The organism is Bacillus tuaregi (assembly GCF_900104575.1).
GTDB classification, from domain to species: Bacteria; Bacillota; Bacilli; order Bacillales; family Cytobacillaceae; genus Bacillus_BD; species Bacillus_BD tuaregi.
Map to the genome: position 1 here is coordinate 910,366 of NZ_LT629731.1, position 15,515 is coordinate 925,880.

17 protein-coding genes are annotated in these 15,515 nt (G+C 39.7%); 12 read left to right on the plus strand and 5 right to left on the minus strand.

Going from position 1 to position 15,515, the window contains the following annotated elements:
* Positions 1-319 precede the first annotated feature (319 nt).
* From BQ5321_RS06700 to BQ5321_RS06740, 9 genes are all read left to right on the plus strand, one after another.
* A complete protein-coding gene (locus BQ5321_RS06700) occupies positions 320-1,726 on the plus strand; it encodes an isochorismate synthase (protein ID WP_071393753.1) in 1,407 nt (468 codons plus the stop codon).
* Positions 1,723-3,477, plus strand: coding sequence for a 2-succinyl-5-enolpyruvyl-6-hydroxy-3-cyclohexene-1-carboxylic-acid synthase (menD, locus tag BQ5321_RS06705; RefSeq protein WP_071393754.1), 1,755 nt, complete (start codon positions 1,723-1,725; stop codon positions 3,475-3,477). Before BQ5321_RS06700 ends, menD begins: the two co-directional genes overlap by 4 nt.
* 1 nt (position 3,478) lies before the next feature.
* Positions 3,479-4,285 carry a 2-succinyl-6-hydroxy-2,4-cyclohexadiene-1-carboxylate synthase gene (gene menH, locus BQ5321_RS06710; protein ID WP_071393755.1) on the plus strand — a complete coding sequence of 269 codons (807 nt, stop codon included), beginning with the start codon at positions 3,479-3,481 and terminating at the stop codon, positions 4,283-4,285.
* 39 nt (positions 4,286-4,324) lie between these two features.
* The gene (gene menB, locus BQ5321_RS06715) at positions 4,325-5,143 is read left to right on the plus strand and encodes a 1,4-dihydroxy-2-naphthoyl-CoA synthase (RefSeq protein ID WP_071393756.1); all 819 of its coding nucleotides are present in this window, start codon (positions 4,325-4,327) and stop codon (positions 5,141-5,143) included.
* 102 nt (positions 5,144-5,245) lie between these two features.
* Positions 5,246-6,718, plus strand: a complete 1,473-nt coding sequence (locus BQ5321_RS06720; protein ID WP_071393757.1) for an o-succinylbenzoate--CoA ligase — start codon at positions 5,246-5,248, stop codon at positions 6,716-6,718.
* Between the two features lie 139 nt (positions 6,719-6,857).
* The gene (locus BQ5321_RS06725) at positions 6,858-7,553 is read left to right on the plus strand and encodes a response regulator transcription factor (protein WP_071393758.1); all 696 of its coding nucleotides are present in this window, start codon (positions 6,858-6,860) and stop codon (positions 7,551-7,553) included.
* Complete coding sequence (locus BQ5321_RS06730; RefSeq protein ID WP_071393759.1) at positions 7,550-8,917, plus strand: sensor histidine kinase; 1,368 nt, start codon at positions 7,550-7,552, stop codon at positions 8,915-8,917. Before BQ5321_RS06725 ends, BQ5321_RS06730 begins: the two co-directional genes overlap by 4 nt.
* A gap of 50 nt (positions 8,918-8,967) precedes the next feature.
* Positions 8,968-9,549, plus strand: a complete 582-nt coding sequence (locus tag BQ5321_RS06735; protein ID WP_071393760.1) for a PepSY domain-containing protein — start codon at positions 8,968-8,970, stop codon at positions 9,547-9,549.
* A gap of 123 nt (positions 9,550-9,672) precedes the next feature.
* Positions 9,673-10,269, plus strand: coding sequence for a PepSY domain-containing protein (locus tag BQ5321_RS06740; protein WP_071393761.1), 597 nt, complete (start codon positions 9,673-9,675; stop codon positions 10,267-10,269).
* 54 nt (positions 10,270-10,323) lie between these two features.
* Here the strand turns inward: BQ5321_RS06740 and BQ5321_RS06745 are convergent, their stop codons facing one another.
* Positions 10,324-11,298: a metal ABC transporter solute-binding protein, Zn/Mn family gene (locus BQ5321_RS06745; RefSeq protein ID WP_071393762.1), complete on the minus strand. Its 975-nt coding sequence runs from the start codon at positions 11,296-11,298 to the stop codon at positions 10,324-10,326.
* A 196-nt stretch (positions 11,299-11,494) separates the two neighbouring features.
* On the opposite strand from BQ5321_RS06745, the gene BQ5321_RS06750 reads away from it, so the two are divergent.
* The gene (locus BQ5321_RS06750; protein WP_071393763.1) at positions 11,495-12,058 is read left to right on the plus strand and encodes a beta-class carbonic anhydrase; all 564 of its coding nucleotides are present in this window, start codon (positions 11,495-11,497) and stop codon (positions 12,056-12,058) included.
* A 31-nt stretch (positions 12,059-12,089) separates the two neighbouring features.
* Here BQ5321_RS06750 and yidD read toward each other — a convergent pair whose 3' ends face one another.
* Genes yidD through ytzI form a run of 3 tightly spaced genes read right to left on the minus strand, consistent with a single transcriptional unit; the run spans position 12,090 to position 14,041 of the window.
* Positions 12,090-12,353, minus strand: coding sequence for a membrane protein insertion efficiency factor YidD (gene yidD, locus BQ5321_RS06755; protein ID WP_071393764.1), 264 nt, complete (start codon positions 12,351-12,353; stop codon positions 12,090-12,092).
* A 50-nt stretch (positions 12,354-12,403) separates the two neighbouring features.
* Positions 12,404-13,852, minus strand: coding sequence for a cardiolipin synthase (gene cls, locus BQ5321_RS06760; RefSeq protein ID WP_139187882.1), 1,449 nt, complete (start codon positions 13,850-13,852; stop codon positions 12,404-12,406).
* A 33-nt stretch (positions 13,853-13,885) separates the two neighbouring features.
* Positions 13,886-14,041, minus strand: coding sequence for a YtzI protein (gene ytzI / locus BQ5321_RS23990; RefSeq protein ID WP_139187765.1), 156 nt, complete (start codon positions 14,039-14,041; stop codon positions 13,886-13,888).
* Between the two features lie 134 nt (positions 14,042-14,175).
* Here ytzI and BQ5321_RS06765 point away from each other — a divergent pair, with 134 nt between their 5' ends.
* Positions 14,176-14,613, plus strand: a complete 438-nt coding sequence (locus tag BQ5321_RS06765) for a Dps family protein (protein ID WP_071393766.1) — start codon at positions 14,176-14,178, stop codon at positions 14,611-14,613.
* Between the two features lie 147 nt (positions 14,614-14,760).
* Here BQ5321_RS06765 and BQ5321_RS06770 read toward each other — a convergent pair whose 3' ends face one another.
* Positions 14,761-15,018, minus strand: coding sequence for a DUF6154 family protein (locus BQ5321_RS06770; protein ID WP_071393767.1), 258 nt, complete (start codon positions 15,016-15,018; stop codon positions 14,761-14,763).
* A gap of 164 nt (positions 15,019-15,182) precedes the next feature.
* Here BQ5321_RS06770 and BQ5321_RS06775 point away from each other — a divergent pair, with 164 nt between their 5' ends.
* The gene (locus tag BQ5321_RS06775) at positions 15,183-15,500 is read left to right on the plus strand and encodes a hydrolase (RefSeq protein WP_071393768.1); all 318 of its coding nucleotides are present in this window, start codon (positions 15,183-15,185) and stop codon (positions 15,498-15,500) included.
* The last annotated feature ends 15 nt before the right edge of the window (positions 15,501-15,515 follow it).

Genomic DNA, 15,515 nt, shown 5'->3' on the forward strand with positions numbered 1-15,515 from the left:
CAAAATAGTCCTGATTTTGAACATTTCGTTACAATTTTAGTTTATGGAAAGAGCCAGTTTGTGTCAACCACTTTACTTTCAAATATGGAATTTTTGTGGCAAATTTACAGTGGGAAATGTTTACAACTGCAAAAACAACTATATTATAGTAATATCTTAAAAGAAGGTTTATCAGGCGTTTTTATCCTTTTTATTTAAACCCACTTACGACTAAAGCTTGAGATAATAGTCATATGTACGTTAATATGATATGATATTTGAGTGTATTTGAAGTTAACCACAATTTAAAATAGATTGACTGTTACTGGAGGGGATTTTTTTGGTTACCATTCAACGGACGGAGCTGAAAGAAGGGATCCACGCAGCAATAGAAAAGGCAAAAAATAATTCTGCCTCCATATTAGTGAGCGAGGTGCAAAAAATCGACTCATGTTTACCTCTTTCTTTTTTTGCAGCCGGAAAAGATAAGTATGGCGGTGAAAGATTTTTTTGGAAACATCCTTCAGAAGAAAGCTATATGATTGGTTTAGGAATATGTAAGGAAATTGTATCGGATCAGGCAACTGACCGCTTTTTTCATGTAGAAAAGGAGTGGAAACGCTTTATCGATCAAGCTATTATCCTTGATGATGAACATGTACAGGGCACTGGCCCAACTGCCTTTGGCGGTTTTTCCTTTGATCCATACAAAGAAAAAACCATGCTTTGGTCTAACTATGCCTCTTCCTTATTTCATATTCCTCGTTTTATGTTAAGTGTGATAAAGGGGCAAGCCTTTTTAACAACGAATGTGATATGTCATCATGACCATTCTCCTTCGCTTTATCATTTAATAGAAAATGAACGGCAAGAGCTACTAGAGCATAGTAGTATGGAGCTGAAATTCGATTTAGCTGCATTGGTGCATAAGCAGGAGCTCGAACCGGAAGCCTGGAAACAGTCTGTTACAAAGGTCGTTGAAGACTTGAAAAACGGTCCGCTTAAGAAGGTTGTACTGGCAAGAGAGCTAAGACTTCAATTTAATAGCAAGATACACATTGAAGCGGTAGTAGAACGGCTACTAAAAGAACAAAAGGACAGCTACGTATTTGCTTTTGAAGCAAATGGTGACTGTTTCATCGGTGCATCACCAGAACGCTTAGTGAAAAAAGACAGCCATGAAGTGTTTTCTACCTGTTTGGCAGGTTCAATTGCTAGGGGGAAAGATGTGGTTGAGGATGAGCAGCTTGGCTATTCCCTCTTGACAGATGATAAAAATTTAATTGAGCATCAATATGTTGTGGATATGATAAAAGCAGCAATGGAGGAATCCTGTTCCTACGTAACGATACCCTCCCAGCCAAGCTTGCTTAAATTAAAGCATATTCAACATTTATATACACCTGTCATTGGTAAAGCCTGTGAACAGACATCACTTCTTACATTAGTCGAAAAGCTTCATCCTACACCTGCGCTCGGAGGTCTGCCAAAGGAGCCTGCTGTTGCAAAAATTAGAGAAGTAGAAATGCTAGACCGTGGCTTTTTTGCTGGACCAATCGGCTGGCTGGATTATAATGGAAATGGTGAGTTTGCTGTAGCGATTCGCTCCGGTTTAATTCAGGGTCATGAAGCTTCTATTTTTGCCGGCTGCGGGTTAGTCGAGGATTCTGTTGTCGAATCTGAATATGAAGAAACAAATATAAAGTTTAAACCGATGCTATCAGCACTTGGAGGAATCGAACAATGAATCATCAGGAAGCATTAACAGGCTATATAGCTTCTTTTGTATCAGAGCTAGTACAGTCAGGTATTAAGGATATTGTTGTCAGCCCGGGTTCGCGGTCAACTCCAATTGCGATGGTAATGGCGGAACATCCTGACCTTAGACTTCATATCCAAGTTGATGAACGCTCTGCTTCCTTTTTTGCTTTAGGGATTGCAAAAGCTTCCCAAAGACCAACCGTTCTTTTATGTACATCTGGAACAGCAGCGGCCAACTATTTTCCAGCCATTGTGGAAGCCAATATTTCACGTATTCCATTAGTCGTCTTAACGGCTGACCGGCCGCATGAACTGCGGGATGTGGGGGCGCCGCAATCCATTGATCAAATTCAGCTATATGGTAATCATGTTAAGTGGTTTGTCGAAATGGCACCACCGGAAGGCACAGAGGAAATGGTCCGTTATGCTCGCATGGTTTGTGCCAGAGCGGCTGCCACTGCCATGCAGGCTCCAGCTGGTCCGGTGCATCTGAATTTCCCATTACGGGAACCGCTTGTGCCACTGCTTGAGAATGAGCAGTTATTTAGCCAAAAGGAGAGAGTAAATGGGTATGTGAAAATTCAGCAGCCAACTGTGTCATTGCAGATGCATGAATTTGATTACTATGCTGAATTAATGAATCAAGCTGAGCGGGGAATCATCATTTGTGGACAAATGGATGATGTTCATTTTTCAAAAGCAATCACAGCATTTGCCGAGAAATGTCAGTTTCCTATTTTAGCGGATCCCCTTTCACAGCTAAGGAGCGGTACTCATAGCGGGAATGCCATTATTGACACTTATGATGGCTTTTTACGAAATATTAAGGCAAAAAAGGTACTAAAGCCTGATCTTATTATCCGATTTGGATCTATGCCCGTATCAAAAGCCTTAACCTTCTTTTTAAGAGAAAATCATACAGCCCAGCAATTAGTCATTGACGGAGGGATTGGCTGGAGAGACCCAGCGTTGGTCTCAACGGAGATGATTTATTGTCAAGAAACTCTTTTCTGCAATGAGATGGCGAAGAGAGTGGTAGAAAGGCATTCATCAAACTACTTCCAAAAGTGGCTGACCATAAATATGTATACTAAAAAATTAATCCATAAGATTGATGAAGCGGAAGAGTTGAGTGAAGGAAAGCTGTTTCACCAGCTGGCTGAATTACTTCCAGAAGAAGCAGCAATCTTTGTTGGAAACAGTATGCCAATCCGTGATTTAGATTCCTTCTTCCACTTTAATGAGAAAAGCATAAAAGTGCTGGCTAATCGCGGGGCAAATGGAATTGACGGGACAGTCTCAACGGCATTGGGTGTGGGTACGATCCATCAGCCGCTGTATTTAATTCTTGGCGATTTAACCTTTTTCCATGATTTAAATGGTTTAATTGCAGCGAAGCTTCAAAAGCTCAATATGACGGTATTATTAATCAATAATAATGGTGGCGGTATTTTTTCATTTTTACCGCAAGCGTCACATCCAAAGCATTTTGAACTCCTTTTTGGTACTCCGCTGGATTTGGATTTCAGTAAGGCGGTTGAGATGTATGGCGGAGAATTTACCTCTATCTCGAATTGGGAACAGTTTCCTGATGCCCTATTACAGGATCAAAATAAAGACGGGTTGCGTGTTATTGAAATCATGACGAATCGCAACAGTAATGCAGAAGAACACCGAAAATTGTGGGAATTTGTTTCCCGGGAAATAGATTCCTTGCTTGAGAAGGAGAATTCTTGAGATGAATGTAACCATTGATGGCATTCTCTATCATGTTGATACTATAGGTAAAGGTTTTCCCTTGCTTCTATTACATGGTTTTACAGGTGATTCCACGACCTGGAAGCCTTTTTTATCGCAATGGAGCCAGGAGCATCAGGTCATTACGGTTGATATCATCGGTCATGGGAAGTCAGCTTCACCAATAGAGGTTGAGAGATATGATATTCAATCTGTGGCAAAGGATATAAAGGGAATTCTTGAACACTTAGGAATTGAACAAGCAAATGTGTTGGGGTACTCTATGGGTGGAAGACTAGCCTTAAGCTTCTCCCTACTGTATCCGCAATTTGTATATAAGCTAATTTTAGAAAGTGCCTCTCCTGGATTGGAAACGAAACAGGAACAGGATAACCGTCGAATACAGGATACAAACCTCAGTCAGTTCATTCGAAAAAATGGAATAGAGAGATTTGTGGACTACTGGGAGAATATACCGCTTTTTCATACACAAAAAAAGCTTTCATTACATATGCAGCAGGAAATTAGAAAGCAAAGATTTGAAAACTCTGTAATAGGTCTTAGTAATAGCTTACTAGGTATGGGGACTGGGGCACAGCCATCCTGGTGGAATCGATTGCAAGAGCTGAAAGCCGAGACTCTTCTGCTCACAGGTGAACAGGATCAAAAGTTTTGCTTCATAGCTGAAAAAATGGTAAAAAAGATGAAGCATGCCAAATGGCAAAAGTTTAATGAATGTGGACATGCTATTCATGTGGAACAACCTGAAAAATTTGGTACAATAGTAAGTGTCTTTTTGTCAAACTAATGAGAAAAATGATAGTCATTATAGAAGGAGGAATTCAATATGACAGTAGAATGGATTGCAGGACGTCAGTATGAAGAGATTCTGTATGAAACGTATAACGGAATGGCAAAAATTACGATTAACCGTCCCCATGTTCATAACGCCTTTACACCAAGAACGGTTATGGAATTAATTGATGCTTTCGCATATGCCCGCGATGATTCAAGTGTAGGGGTTATCATCCTAACAGGAGCAGGGGATAAGGCATTCTGTTCAGGCGGAGACCAAAAGGTACGAGGACATGGTGGATATGTAGGCGACGACCAAATTCCACGCTTGAATGTCCTTGATTTACAGCGTTTAATTCGTGTCATTCCAAAGCCGGTTATTGCGATGGTAAAGGGTTATGCGATTGGCGGCGGCCATGTATTACATATTGTATGTGACTTAACGATTGCAGCGGATAATGCCATCTTTGGACAAACAGGTCCTAAGGTAGGTAGCTTTGATGCTGGTTATGGTTCTGGCTATTTAGCAAGAATTGTTGGCCATAAAAAGGCTCGTGAAATCTGGTACCTATGCCGACAATACAATGCCCAGGAAGCATTGGATATGGGACTTGTCAATACGGTCGTACCACTAGAGCAGGTCGAAGAGGAAACGATTAAATGGTGTGAAGAGATCCTTGAAAAGAGTCCAACCGCGCTTCGGTTCTTAAAGGCTGCCTTTAATGCAGATACTGACGGATTAGCCGGGATCCAGCAATTTGCTGGTGATGCGACACTTCTTTACTATACAACAGATGAAGCAAAAGAAGGCCGTGATGCATTCAAGGAAAAACGCCAGCCAGACTTTGATAAATTCCCTAGATTTCCTTAATAGCATCGATTATAAACGGAAATACACATGATTATTTTGACAAAAACACCTCAGCTTGATGGTTAGCCCCATCAGGCTGTTTTTCTTAAGAGGGTGAAGGATATGAAGCAAACCATCCCAAATTGGCTTAAAAAACGGGCTTATTTAACGCCTGAACGACAGGCTATTGTTTTTAATGGGAAAACCATTACTTTTGCAAAGCTGTATCAAGCAGCCTACGAAATGGCTGGAAAGCTAACTGCAGAAGGGATTAAAAAGGAACAGTTTACAGCGGTACTCTTGCCTAATCATCTTGATTCTGCTGTGATTCTGCTGGCGCTTCAGCTGCTAGGGGTTCGGGCTGTTATATTAAATAACCGATTGACTGCTGAAGAACTTATTTGGCAGATTCAAGACTCACAATCCGTTCAGTTACTGAGTGAGGGTCGGTTTCGAGTTAAGCTGGACATAATCGGTGCCAGTTTGACGGCCTTACCTGTTCTAACGAAGGAAGAATTGCAGCATGCATCTTTTGCGGAGCCACAAATAATAGAAGAAATCGATTTAGATGATATTTGTACGATTATGTATACATCTGGGACTACCGGTAATCCAAAGGGAGTCATGCAAACATACGGAAATCACTGGTGGAGTGCAACAGGCTCTGCCTTGAATCTAGGCTTGCATGAAAATGATTGCTGGCTTTGTACGGTTCCACTTTTTCATATTAGTGGATATTCGATTTTAATGAAAAGTATGATTTATGGCATGAAAATCGTTCTGCATGAAAAGTTTGATGTGAATGAGACTCTTAGCGACATTTATAAAGAAAAGGTAACGATGATGTCTGTTGTTAGTACAACACTAACCATGATTCTAGACCAGCTCCAGAATGAAAGGCTCCCGAAAAGCTTCCGCTGTATGCTGTTAGGCGGAGGACCTGCCTCACTGCCACTTTTAGAGAGGTGTGTTGAAAAGGAAATACCTGTCTTTCAAACTTATGGGATGACAGAAACATCATCACAGATTGTTACGCTGTCTCCTGAGGATTGTTTTCGGAAACTAGGCTCAGCAGGAAAGCCGCTTTTCCCTGCCCAAATTAAAATTATGCAGGATGGCCGTGAGGTAGCAGCATTTGAGACTGGAGAAATCGTGGTCAAAGGACCAAATGTCACAAACGGTTATCTTAACAGAGAAATGGAAACAAATAAGGACAGACAGGATGGCTGGCTGCACACAGGAGATATCGGATATTTGGATGAGGATGGTTTTTTATATGTCCTAGACAGGCGCTCTGATTTAATTATTTCAGGAGGAGAGAATATTTATCCAGCTGAAATTGAGGGAGTGCTGACGGCTCATCCGGCTATTAAAGATGCAGGTGTTATTGGTCGACAGGATAATAAATGGGGAGAGGTGCCAATTGCCTTTTTAGTCATGAATCAATCTGTTTCCGAAATGGACATCCTTGCTTACTGTCAGGAAAAGCTTGCTAAATATAAGCTTCCAAAAGATATTTATTTTATAGATGAGATTCCCCGTAATGCAAGTAAGAAAATCCTACGAAGAGAGCTACGTAAGCTCATTAATCATTAATGCTTTTTTTCTCAAGAGACTGACAGGTAAGAATGTTGGTCTCTTTGTTTTAGAAACGAGGAAGATTATTTTTCATGAATTTGAAATCCAAATCAGATATGATAAGGATAAATGATTTTTCTGAAAAAGGGGTAGACAGATGACAAAGGATACGATATTGGTTGTTGAAGATGAAGAGAAAATCTTACGCTTGCTGGAGCTGGAGCTTGTCTATGAAGGCTATGAGGTCGGAAAAGCAAATGATGGCCTGAAAGGGTTTGAATTATATCAAAATCGAAAATGGGATTTAATCCTGCTGGATGTGATGCTGCCAGGAATTAGCGGAATTGAGCTCTTGCGGCGGATTCGCTCACAGGATGTCCATACGCCTGTTATTCTGTTGACAGCGAAAAGCTCTGTCGAGGATAAAGTATCGGGCCTCGATCTAGGGGCAAATGATTATATCACAAAGCCCTTTCAAATCGAGGAATTACTGGCACGGATTCGTGTTGCATTAAGATTGAAGCCCGCTATTGAGCCAGTTGAAGATCTAGCAGTTTTACATATAGCCGATTTGAGTGTGAACGAAAAAACAAGAATGGTTATGAGGGGGGATAACCAGCTCGAGTTGACGCCCCGGGAGTTTGATTTACTTGTTTATTTATTAAAAAATAAGCAGCAGGTACTTAGCCGAGAACAAATTATCGAGGCTGTTTGGGGCTACGATTATTATGGGGATACAAATGTTGTGGATGTCTATATCCGCTATATTCGTAAAAAAGTTGACCTTCCACACGTTAATCCGTTAATCCATACGGTTCGCGGGGTCGGTTATGTATTGAGGGAAGGAAAATGAGGCTTCGCCAAAAAATTATTTTTTCAACGACCTTTCTATTTATTGGCTTATTTATCCTTATCAATTTTTCAATCTATTTTGTTTTCAGCTACTTAATTCTCGAAGGGGAAAAGGAGCAGGCAGCAGCAGAGACAGAAAAAATAGTGGATGGAATCAGTGAGTCGATAGGGGAGATTAAGACGGATAAGCTTCTTCGTGCCTATGTCCCAATAAATGGTATGATTCAAATTGTATCAAGCGAGCAAAAGCCTCTTTCTCAAGTCACTTCGCCTTCTGAAAAAAGCTTGAGCAGCCGAGACGTACACTATTATGAGACGGAAGTGAAAGAGAAGCTCACCTATAAGGATCAAACCTATTTATTTCATTCTATTCCGACAATAGGGGCAGACGGAAAAATTGTGAACCTGCAAATGATGAAAAATATTCAAAGTGCGATGGATGACCTGGCCATCTTAAGAATTGTTCTCTTATCCGTCACCATCATCGCCATGATTCCGCTCATTATTTCGAGCCGGGTGCTTAGTAATGTGATTACCAAGCCCATTACATCGCTGATTGACACAATGACTGAGATTCGAAAAAAAGGTGGCTTTAAACGAATCCAGCTTGAATCCCGCTCAAAGGATGAATTATATGATATGGGTGAGACATTTAACCATATGATGGATTTATTAGAGGCCAATTTTGAAAAGCAGGAGCAATTTATTGCCAATGCATCCCATGAGCTTAGAACACCTTTAACGATTATTGAGAGCTATGCCAGTCTAGTTAAAAGACGAGGACAAGCAGAGCCAGAAATTTTTCATGAGTCTATTGATGCGATTCATTCTGAAGCTGTTCGCATGAAGGAAATGGTCGAACAATTATTGCTGTTGGCAAAGCATAACGAAGAATGGAATATCCAATTGGAAATGATTGACCTTGGGGAGCATGTCAGTCAGACCATCAATACGTTTCAAAGTGCCTATCAAAGGGAGATCCAGTTTCAACAAAAACCGAATATTACAGCTCTTGCCGATACTCAAAAATTAAAGCAGCTGACCTATATCATTTTGGACAATGCTAAAAAATATAGTGAGGATGCAATACGTGTTGAGGTTGGCCAAAAAGACGGCATCCCGTTTATTCAAATTGCGGATAGAGGTGTAGGCATTCCGAAGGAGGATTTGAATAAAGTATTCGATCGTTTCTTTCGGGTGGATAAAGCAAGAAGCAGAAAAATGGGTGGAACAGGCCTCGGTCTTTCGCTCGCCAAGGAAATAGCTGCGGCAATGAATGCACACCTATCGATTGAAAGTGTTGAGGGAATTGGCACAACCGTAAATATTGAGCTATCAGGGACAGTAAATAAGGGATTCTCATGAATTTCTCATTTTTCCCGTGCATAATGAAAGAAAAGATTTGAGGTGACTAAATGAATAGAAGGCTGTTTCTTTGGATTGGTTGTGGGGCTGCGGTACTAATCATCCTAATTTTTGTAGCTACACAAATGACAGGGCCGATTTTTACAAAGGCAGATATGTTAACAGAGCAGGAAGCGCAGGCAATCGCAGAAGATCGTTATGCAGGGAAGGTGCAAAAAATTAATCAAAGTAACAATGATTTTGTCATGGAATTGGAAAGAAATACAGGTGTATACGAGATTAGGATAAATAGAGAATCTGGCGAGGTAACATCCTTAAAAAGAATCAGTCAAGCTTCAGAGTCAGAGGGAGCGACGAATGAGAAAAATGATGAAGCTACGGGTGAGCCTTTGAATCCGGAAACCCCTCCTGTCGATGAGGGTTCGAAAAGGCTGACGGAGCAGGAAGCAGCAGCAATAGCACTCGAGCAGGTGGCTGGAAATATTGATGATGTGGATTATGAGAAGGTCAATGGAATGGGCTTCTATTTTGTTGATGTCGAAACGACCGACGGACGTGAAGCAAAGGTAGAAATCAATGCGATTACCGGTGAGGTTAAATCATTAACCTGGGATGATGACGATGATGATTAAAAAAAGCCACCTCCGCTTTTCTCATTTCTAATCAAATTCTAATCTTTCTTTCTCTATCCTCTCATTTACCATGCGTATATTGAAAGTGTAAGGAGCAGGAAACAAAAAAGGAGGAACTTGATTATGAGTAAGAAGATATTGATTGGAGCTGTTCTATCAGCAGTTGTATTGGGCGGTTCAATCGCAGCGGTGGCTGCAAAGGATGATACAACAAAATCAGTTGCAGACGGTAAGAAGTCATTCATTACCCTTGAAGAAGCAAAAGCCATTGCTCTTAAGGAAGTGGATGGCAGAGTAGAAAGCATTGATTTAGAAACAAAGGTCGGTAAATCCTACTACGAGGTAGAAATTGAAAAAGACAAGATGGACTATGATATTTATATTGACGCGGTAACAGGTGAGCCCTATTCTGTAAAGCAGGATGATGACGATTTTGATGATAGGTATGATGATCATTTTGACGATGATGTTCGGTACGATGACGACTCTAAATCAATTAGCGATAAATCTAAACCAACAATGGAAGTTATTACTGAAGCAGAAGCAGCAGCGATTGCAGAAAAAGCGGTGAATGGAAAGATCGTTGAAATGGACAAGGAATATGATGATGGCTTGCTTGAATATCAATTTGAACTTCATACAGACCGTGGTGAAGCAGAGGTGGATATTGATGCAGCAACTGGAAAAGTCATTGAAATAGACTATGATGATAGGGACTAAAGAGAAAGAGAGTTCAGTTAAGAACTCTCTTTTCGTAATGTATAGGATTTAGGATTATTGCAAAGCCTTTTTTAAGGCCTCTTGATTATCGGTCATGATAGAAAAATAGTCACGGTTTTTTTTCATATCCTCTTCCGTTCTGACTGATAAATTGTGAAGTGTAAGAGCTTCAGCACCAATTTCAGCTTGAACAATTTCAGTTAACTTTGAGCTAACATTCTGTTCAAAAAAGATATAGTTGCTATTCGTTTTCTTAGCTGCTTTGACAATTTCTTCAAGAGCTTTCTGTGAAGGCTCACTGGAAGTAGATAAACCGGATATACTGATTTGTTCTAAGCCGTAGCGTTTTTCCCAATAGCCATATGCTGCATGGGAAACAATAAATTCTTTATGTGCAGCCTGGTCAGCTAGTTCTAAGAAGCTGCTGTCCAATTCATCAAGCTTTTGTATTAAGGCTTCATAGTTCTTTTCAAAAGTAGCTTCATTTTCTGGGCTTTTTTCAACTAATGCATTTTTAATAGATTGTGCTAATTCTTTCGAATAGATAGGATCGAGCCAAACATGTGGATCAATATCACCATGCGAATGGCCATGCTCCTCTTCATGTCCTGCATCATGTTCTTCTTCATGACCATGATCTGAGTGGTCATCCAGTTCATCAAAATGAATAGACTCTCCGGTAGCTACCATGGTAACCTGTTCTTTTTCTAATGTATTTTTCGCCTTTTCGACAAAGCCTTCGAGTCCTAGACCTACGTATAAGAATAAGTCTGATTCAGCCAGTTTTATCATATCCTTTTGTGTAGGCTCAAATGTATGCTCATCTGCCCCCGGTGGATATATTGTTTCTACACTGACATGCTCACCGCCTATTTCCTCAGTAAAAAATTGCAGCGGATAGACCGTTGTATAAGCGGTTAATGGCTTATTATCATCTGTATTGCCTGTTTCAGCCTGTTTATCTCCGCAGCCTGCTAAAAATAGGCTGACCGTAAGGATGGCCGTTAAACTTAAAATCCATTTTTTCATTTTCTTTCCCCTCTCATCACCCTATAAAACGTATTAATTACGATTTAAAAAAGAATATCCCCCAATTGATATTAAACGTAATCATTACGATTTCAATCTTACAAAAAATAATTATAAAATGCAAGTCAAAAAAATTGTTTTATTTTGGCGATTTTTTGTATGCTAATAAAGAAAAACAATCGTGAGGGGTTTGTGTATGAGATTACTAGATGAGGTACTGACGTATAATGAGAAATTTGTTGCTGATAAGAAATATGAAGAGTTTGCTACCGATAAGCTGCCTAATAAAAAGATGGTCATTCTAACCTGTATGGATACACGTTTATTGGAATTGCTCCCACATGCACTGAATTTTAAAAATGGCGATGTAAAGATGATCAAAAATGCTGGAGCAGTATTGAAGCATCCTTTTGGGAGTGTGATGAGAAGTATACTAGTAGCAGTGTATCAGCTGAAGGCAGATGAAGTACTTGTCATTGGTCATCATGATTGTGGTATGGGCGGATTAAAGGCCGATGATATCATTCCAAATATGCTGGAGCGCGGAGTATCTCAAAAGACACTTGATACATTAGAGTACTCTGGAATCGATGTGCAGAAATGGCTGAAGGGCTTTAGTAAAGTAGAGGATAGTGTTGCACATAGTGTAGATGTCATTAGAAATCACCCGCTTTTGCCAGGGAATACACCTGTTCATGGACTAGTCATTGATCCGGCAACTGGGAAACTAGATTTAGTAGTGAATGGCTACGAAAAATAAGATAAAAAAGATGGGGGATTCCCCATCTTTTTTATTGCTTCGAAATAGATTTCTTTTTTTTTCTCATCATACCTGGCCATTTTTCCGGTACTTCATCAATTCCTCCAGGGTGGAGCGGGTGGCATTTTAATATCCGCTTAACAGCAAGATAGCCACCCTTTAAGGCTCCAAATCGTTTGACAGATTCTAGCCCATAATGAGAACAGGTTGGGTAAAAACGGCATGTGGGCGGTTTTAATGGAGATATCACCACTTGGTAAAAACGGATGATGGCAATGAATGCGGCTTTAAGCATTTGATTTAATCCTTCTTTTTACATGTATTCGAATCCTTTGATAAACTTTTTTATAAAATCGGTGATAACAATCTTGATATAGATTCCTTAAACCGAATGATGATGCTTCTGCGGTTATATTCCTGCATTGTTAATTCCCTTGATAGCTTTAGATCCTCATAAAAGCTATCTGTCAGGGCTTCTGCAATTTTCTCATCATATATAAACGCATTGACCTCAAAATTAAGCCTGAAGCTTCTCACATCAATATTGGCGGTACCAACAGATGATAAGGTATGATCAACAATAATGGATTTGGCATGAATAAAGCCGTTATCATAAATGTACACCTTTGCTCCTGCTTTTAGGATTTGCCCGATATGGGAATAGGTCGCCCAATAGACAAAGGGATGATCAGGTTTATTCGGAATCATGATTCTCACATCTTTACCGGTGAGTGCGGCGATTTTTATTGAGTCGAGTAGACTTTCATCTGGAATGAAATAGGGTGTTTGAATCCAAATAGATTTCTTGGCAGAGGAAATCATTTTGATATACCCGTATTTAATCTGTTCCCATTCTGAATCAGGTCCACTGGAAACAATTTGCATGGCAATATTACCGGATGGCGTTGTTTCCGGGAAAAGATTGGGTAAATAGGAAATATCATGCCGGTGTGAAGCTTGGTTCCAATCTAAGATAAATCTTGTTTGAATCGCATGGACAGAGCTACCGGTAATCCGGAGATGTGTATCACGCCAATAACCAAATCTTTTGTTTAAGCCTAAGTATTCATCCCCGACATTAAAACCGCCAATGTAACCAACCATTCCATCAATAATGACCAGCTTGCGATGATTTCGGTAATTCAAACGTAAATTGATGAGCGGGAATTTCGATGGAAAAAAGGCTTCGACTTCACCACCGGCCTCCAGCAACTCCTTAAAGGCACTGCGACGTAACGATCGAGAGCCAAGGTCATCATAAAGAATACGTACCTTTACCCCTTGTTTTGCCTTCTCAACCAGCAATTGAATCAGTTTTTTTCCTATATCGTCATTTTTAAAAATATAATATTGCAAATGGATAAAATCGGTTGCCCCTTCAATATCCTTAAATAAGGCTTCAAATTTTTCTTTTCCATCTGTGAATATTTTGACCGAATTATCGGTTGTTAAGATGGCATCATTGTTTGCGAGCAGCATATAAATAAGACCTTGATTATTTTCCGTTATCTCGTTATGACAGTTGATTCTCCCGGACCGAAAGCTGGAGGTTTGCTCAGCAATTATTTCCTCAATTCCAATTTTCTTCTTATCCTCCCATTCAAACAAGGAGCTTCGGGTCAAATTTTGGCCGAAAAGCAGGTAGAGAATAAACCCTAAAATGGGAATAAAGAAAAGAACCATCAGCCATGCCCATGTTGGCCCAGCATCTCTGTTTTCCAAAAAGATGACGATAACAGCAAGAATCATATTTAAAAACAATATCAGGCTGACAATCAATGAATATAAATCCAAATCCATAGGTCATATACCTTTCTGAACATCATTTTATGCATCTGTTTTTCGATCTTGGTTAGCGTCAGATGAAGAATCGGCAGGAGGATCAATGGTATGATTATATTGATATGCTTTCTTCGTTACCTTCAGACTGACGATTAACACTAGAAATATAATGATAATTGAAATTATTAATACGGTTAACATTCATATCATCTCCTTTATTCAATTGTATTTTAACATGAAATAGAAAGAAACTTTTGATAATCCTTTCGAATTCCCTTTTTTTTGGGATGAACCTGCATTAATTGGTTATGTTAATGAAGGGAGGTAGATAAAACATGAGTCAGGAATTGATTCAAGCTGTGAATAAGCAGGTAGCCAATTGGACTGTTCTGTATGTAAAGCTGCATCATTATCATTGGTTTGTAAAGGGACATCACTTCTTTACTTTACACGAAAAATTTGAGGAATTCTATGATGAAGCAAATGAGCATATCGATGTCTTAGCTGAAAGGCTGCTTTCCATTGGGGCTACACCGGTATCAACGATGAAGGAGTGCCTCGAGTTAGCCTCCGTTAAAGAAGCAACTGGAGGAGAAAATGAAACGGAAATGGTCCGAGAAACCTGCAATGATTTTGAAAAGCTCATCCAGGAGCTTCAAGAGGCTATGAGATTAGCGGATGATGCTGGTGATGAAGGAACAGGAGACGTCCTTCTTTCCATCCATGGCAGCTTACAAAAGCATGTCTGGATGCTGAAGGCATATTTAAGCTAATGGCTGGTTAAGGCGTAATAGAATGGTTCTATGTTCTTTCAGAACAAGAATTCATTCTATTTTTTGTGGAAAGAAAAAATGCAAAAAGAAGAGACTCCCTCATGATGAAGCAGCCTTTTGAATTCTTTAGCCATTATGTATGTAGTTTTAATGAAGGTTTCGCTGGTTTAAGACAGGACTTTGCTGTTGACCATAGTCTTCTTTTGCGAATTTACCTTTTAGACTTTCGATTAAGTAGAGCCCCATTAATGTATAAAGTTCCTGTTCATCCATTTCCTGAATCAAATGCAAGATGTCTTCCCTTGACATCTCCTCAAGAAATGCAAACGCTAACATATCAATGTCCTCTTCATCGCCGGTTAATTTGTTTCGGTACATTTCATAAAGTTCATCTACAAGCTTCATCATCATCACCTCCATCTTTAGTATATAATGACTCAACGATTTTTACATTATATTTAATTTTACCCATTATTATGTGAAAAAATGCTTCCCGGGCTTGTAGGAAGTTTTTCGTATAGTTTTGATTATAACATGGGGACGATAAAGGTAAAAAGGAATGATTCATAATGGACGAAAAAAAAACCTACTATATTGAAATTGCTTCCGAATCCATCTCACAGAGCGCAACGGATTCACCATGGAATTTTAAAATTGAAGCGAATGATGAAGAAATTCGTCAACTACGAGAATACTTTAATCAAAGTGAGTCAACAGAAATCGGTAATTTCATTCGTGCCCATATCCCGTTTCGTGAGTATCACAACGACCCTGACAATGATCGATATGATGAGAACCTAAAATATATTTACCAGACCATTCATAAGCTGGGTGATGCTGAAGCAAAACAGCATATTGAAAATATGGGGTTTTTGGACCATATCTAGTGCCACATTGCTCAT

Bases quoted from the DNA above. Each gene is read 5' to 3' on its own strand.
- BQ5321_RS06750 (WP_071393763.1), top strand. From the start codon at position 11,495: ATGAGATTACTAGATGAGGTACTGACGTATAATGAGAAATTTGTTGCT.
- BQ5321_RS06765 (WP_071393766.1), top strand. From the start codon at position 14,176: ATGAGTCAGGAATTGATTCAAGCTGTGAATAAGCAGGTAGCCAATTGG.
- menB (WP_071393756.1), top strand. From the start codon at position 4,325: ATGACAGTAGAATGGATTGCAGGACGTCAGTATGAAGAGATTCTGTAT.
- BQ5321_RS06720 (WP_071393757.1), top strand. From the start codon at position 5,246: ATGAAGCAAACCATCCCAAATTGGCTTAAAAAACGGGCTTATTTAACG.
- BQ5321_RS06725 (WP_071393758.1), top strand. From the start codon at position 6,858: ATGACAAAGGATACGATATTGGTTGTTGAAGATGAAGAGAAAATCTTA.
- BQ5321_RS06770 (WP_071393767.1), bottom strand. From the start codon at position 15,018: ATGAAGCTTGTAGATGAACTTTATGAAATGTACCGAAACAAATTAACC.
- BQ5321_RS06775 (WP_071393768.1), top strand. From the start codon at position 15,183: ATGGACGAAAAAAAAACCTACTATATTGAAATTGCTTCCGAATCCATC.
- BQ5321_RS06740 (WP_071393761.1), top strand. From the start codon at position 9,673: ATGAGTAAGAAGATATTGATTGGAGCTGTTCTATCAGCAGTTGTATTG.
- menH (WP_071393755.1), top strand. From the start codon at position 3,479: ATGAATGTAACCATTGATGGCATTCTCTATCATGTTGATACTATAGGT.
- BQ5321_RS06735 (WP_071393760.1), top strand. From the start codon at position 8,968: ATGAATAGAAGGCTGTTTCTTTGGATTGGTTGTGGGGCTGCGGTACTA.
- BQ5321_RS06730 (WP_071393759.1), top strand. From the start codon at position 7,550: ATGAGGCTTCGCCAAAAAATTATTTTTTCAACGACCTTTCTATTTATT.
- ytzI (WP_139187765.1), bottom strand. From the start codon at position 14,041: ATGTTAACCGTATTAATAATTTCAATTATCATTATATTTCTAGTGTTA.
- menD (WP_071393754.1), top strand. From the start codon at position 1,723: ATGAATCATCAGGAAGCATTAACAGGCTATATAGCTTCTTTTGTATCA.
- BQ5321_RS06745 (WP_071393762.1), bottom strand. From the start codon at position 11,298: ATGAAAAAATGGATTTTAAGTTTAACGGCCATCCTTACGGTCAGCCTA.
- yidD (WP_071393764.1), bottom strand. From the start codon at position 12,353: ATGCTTAAAGCCGCATTCATTGCCATCATCCGTTTTTACCAAGTGGTG.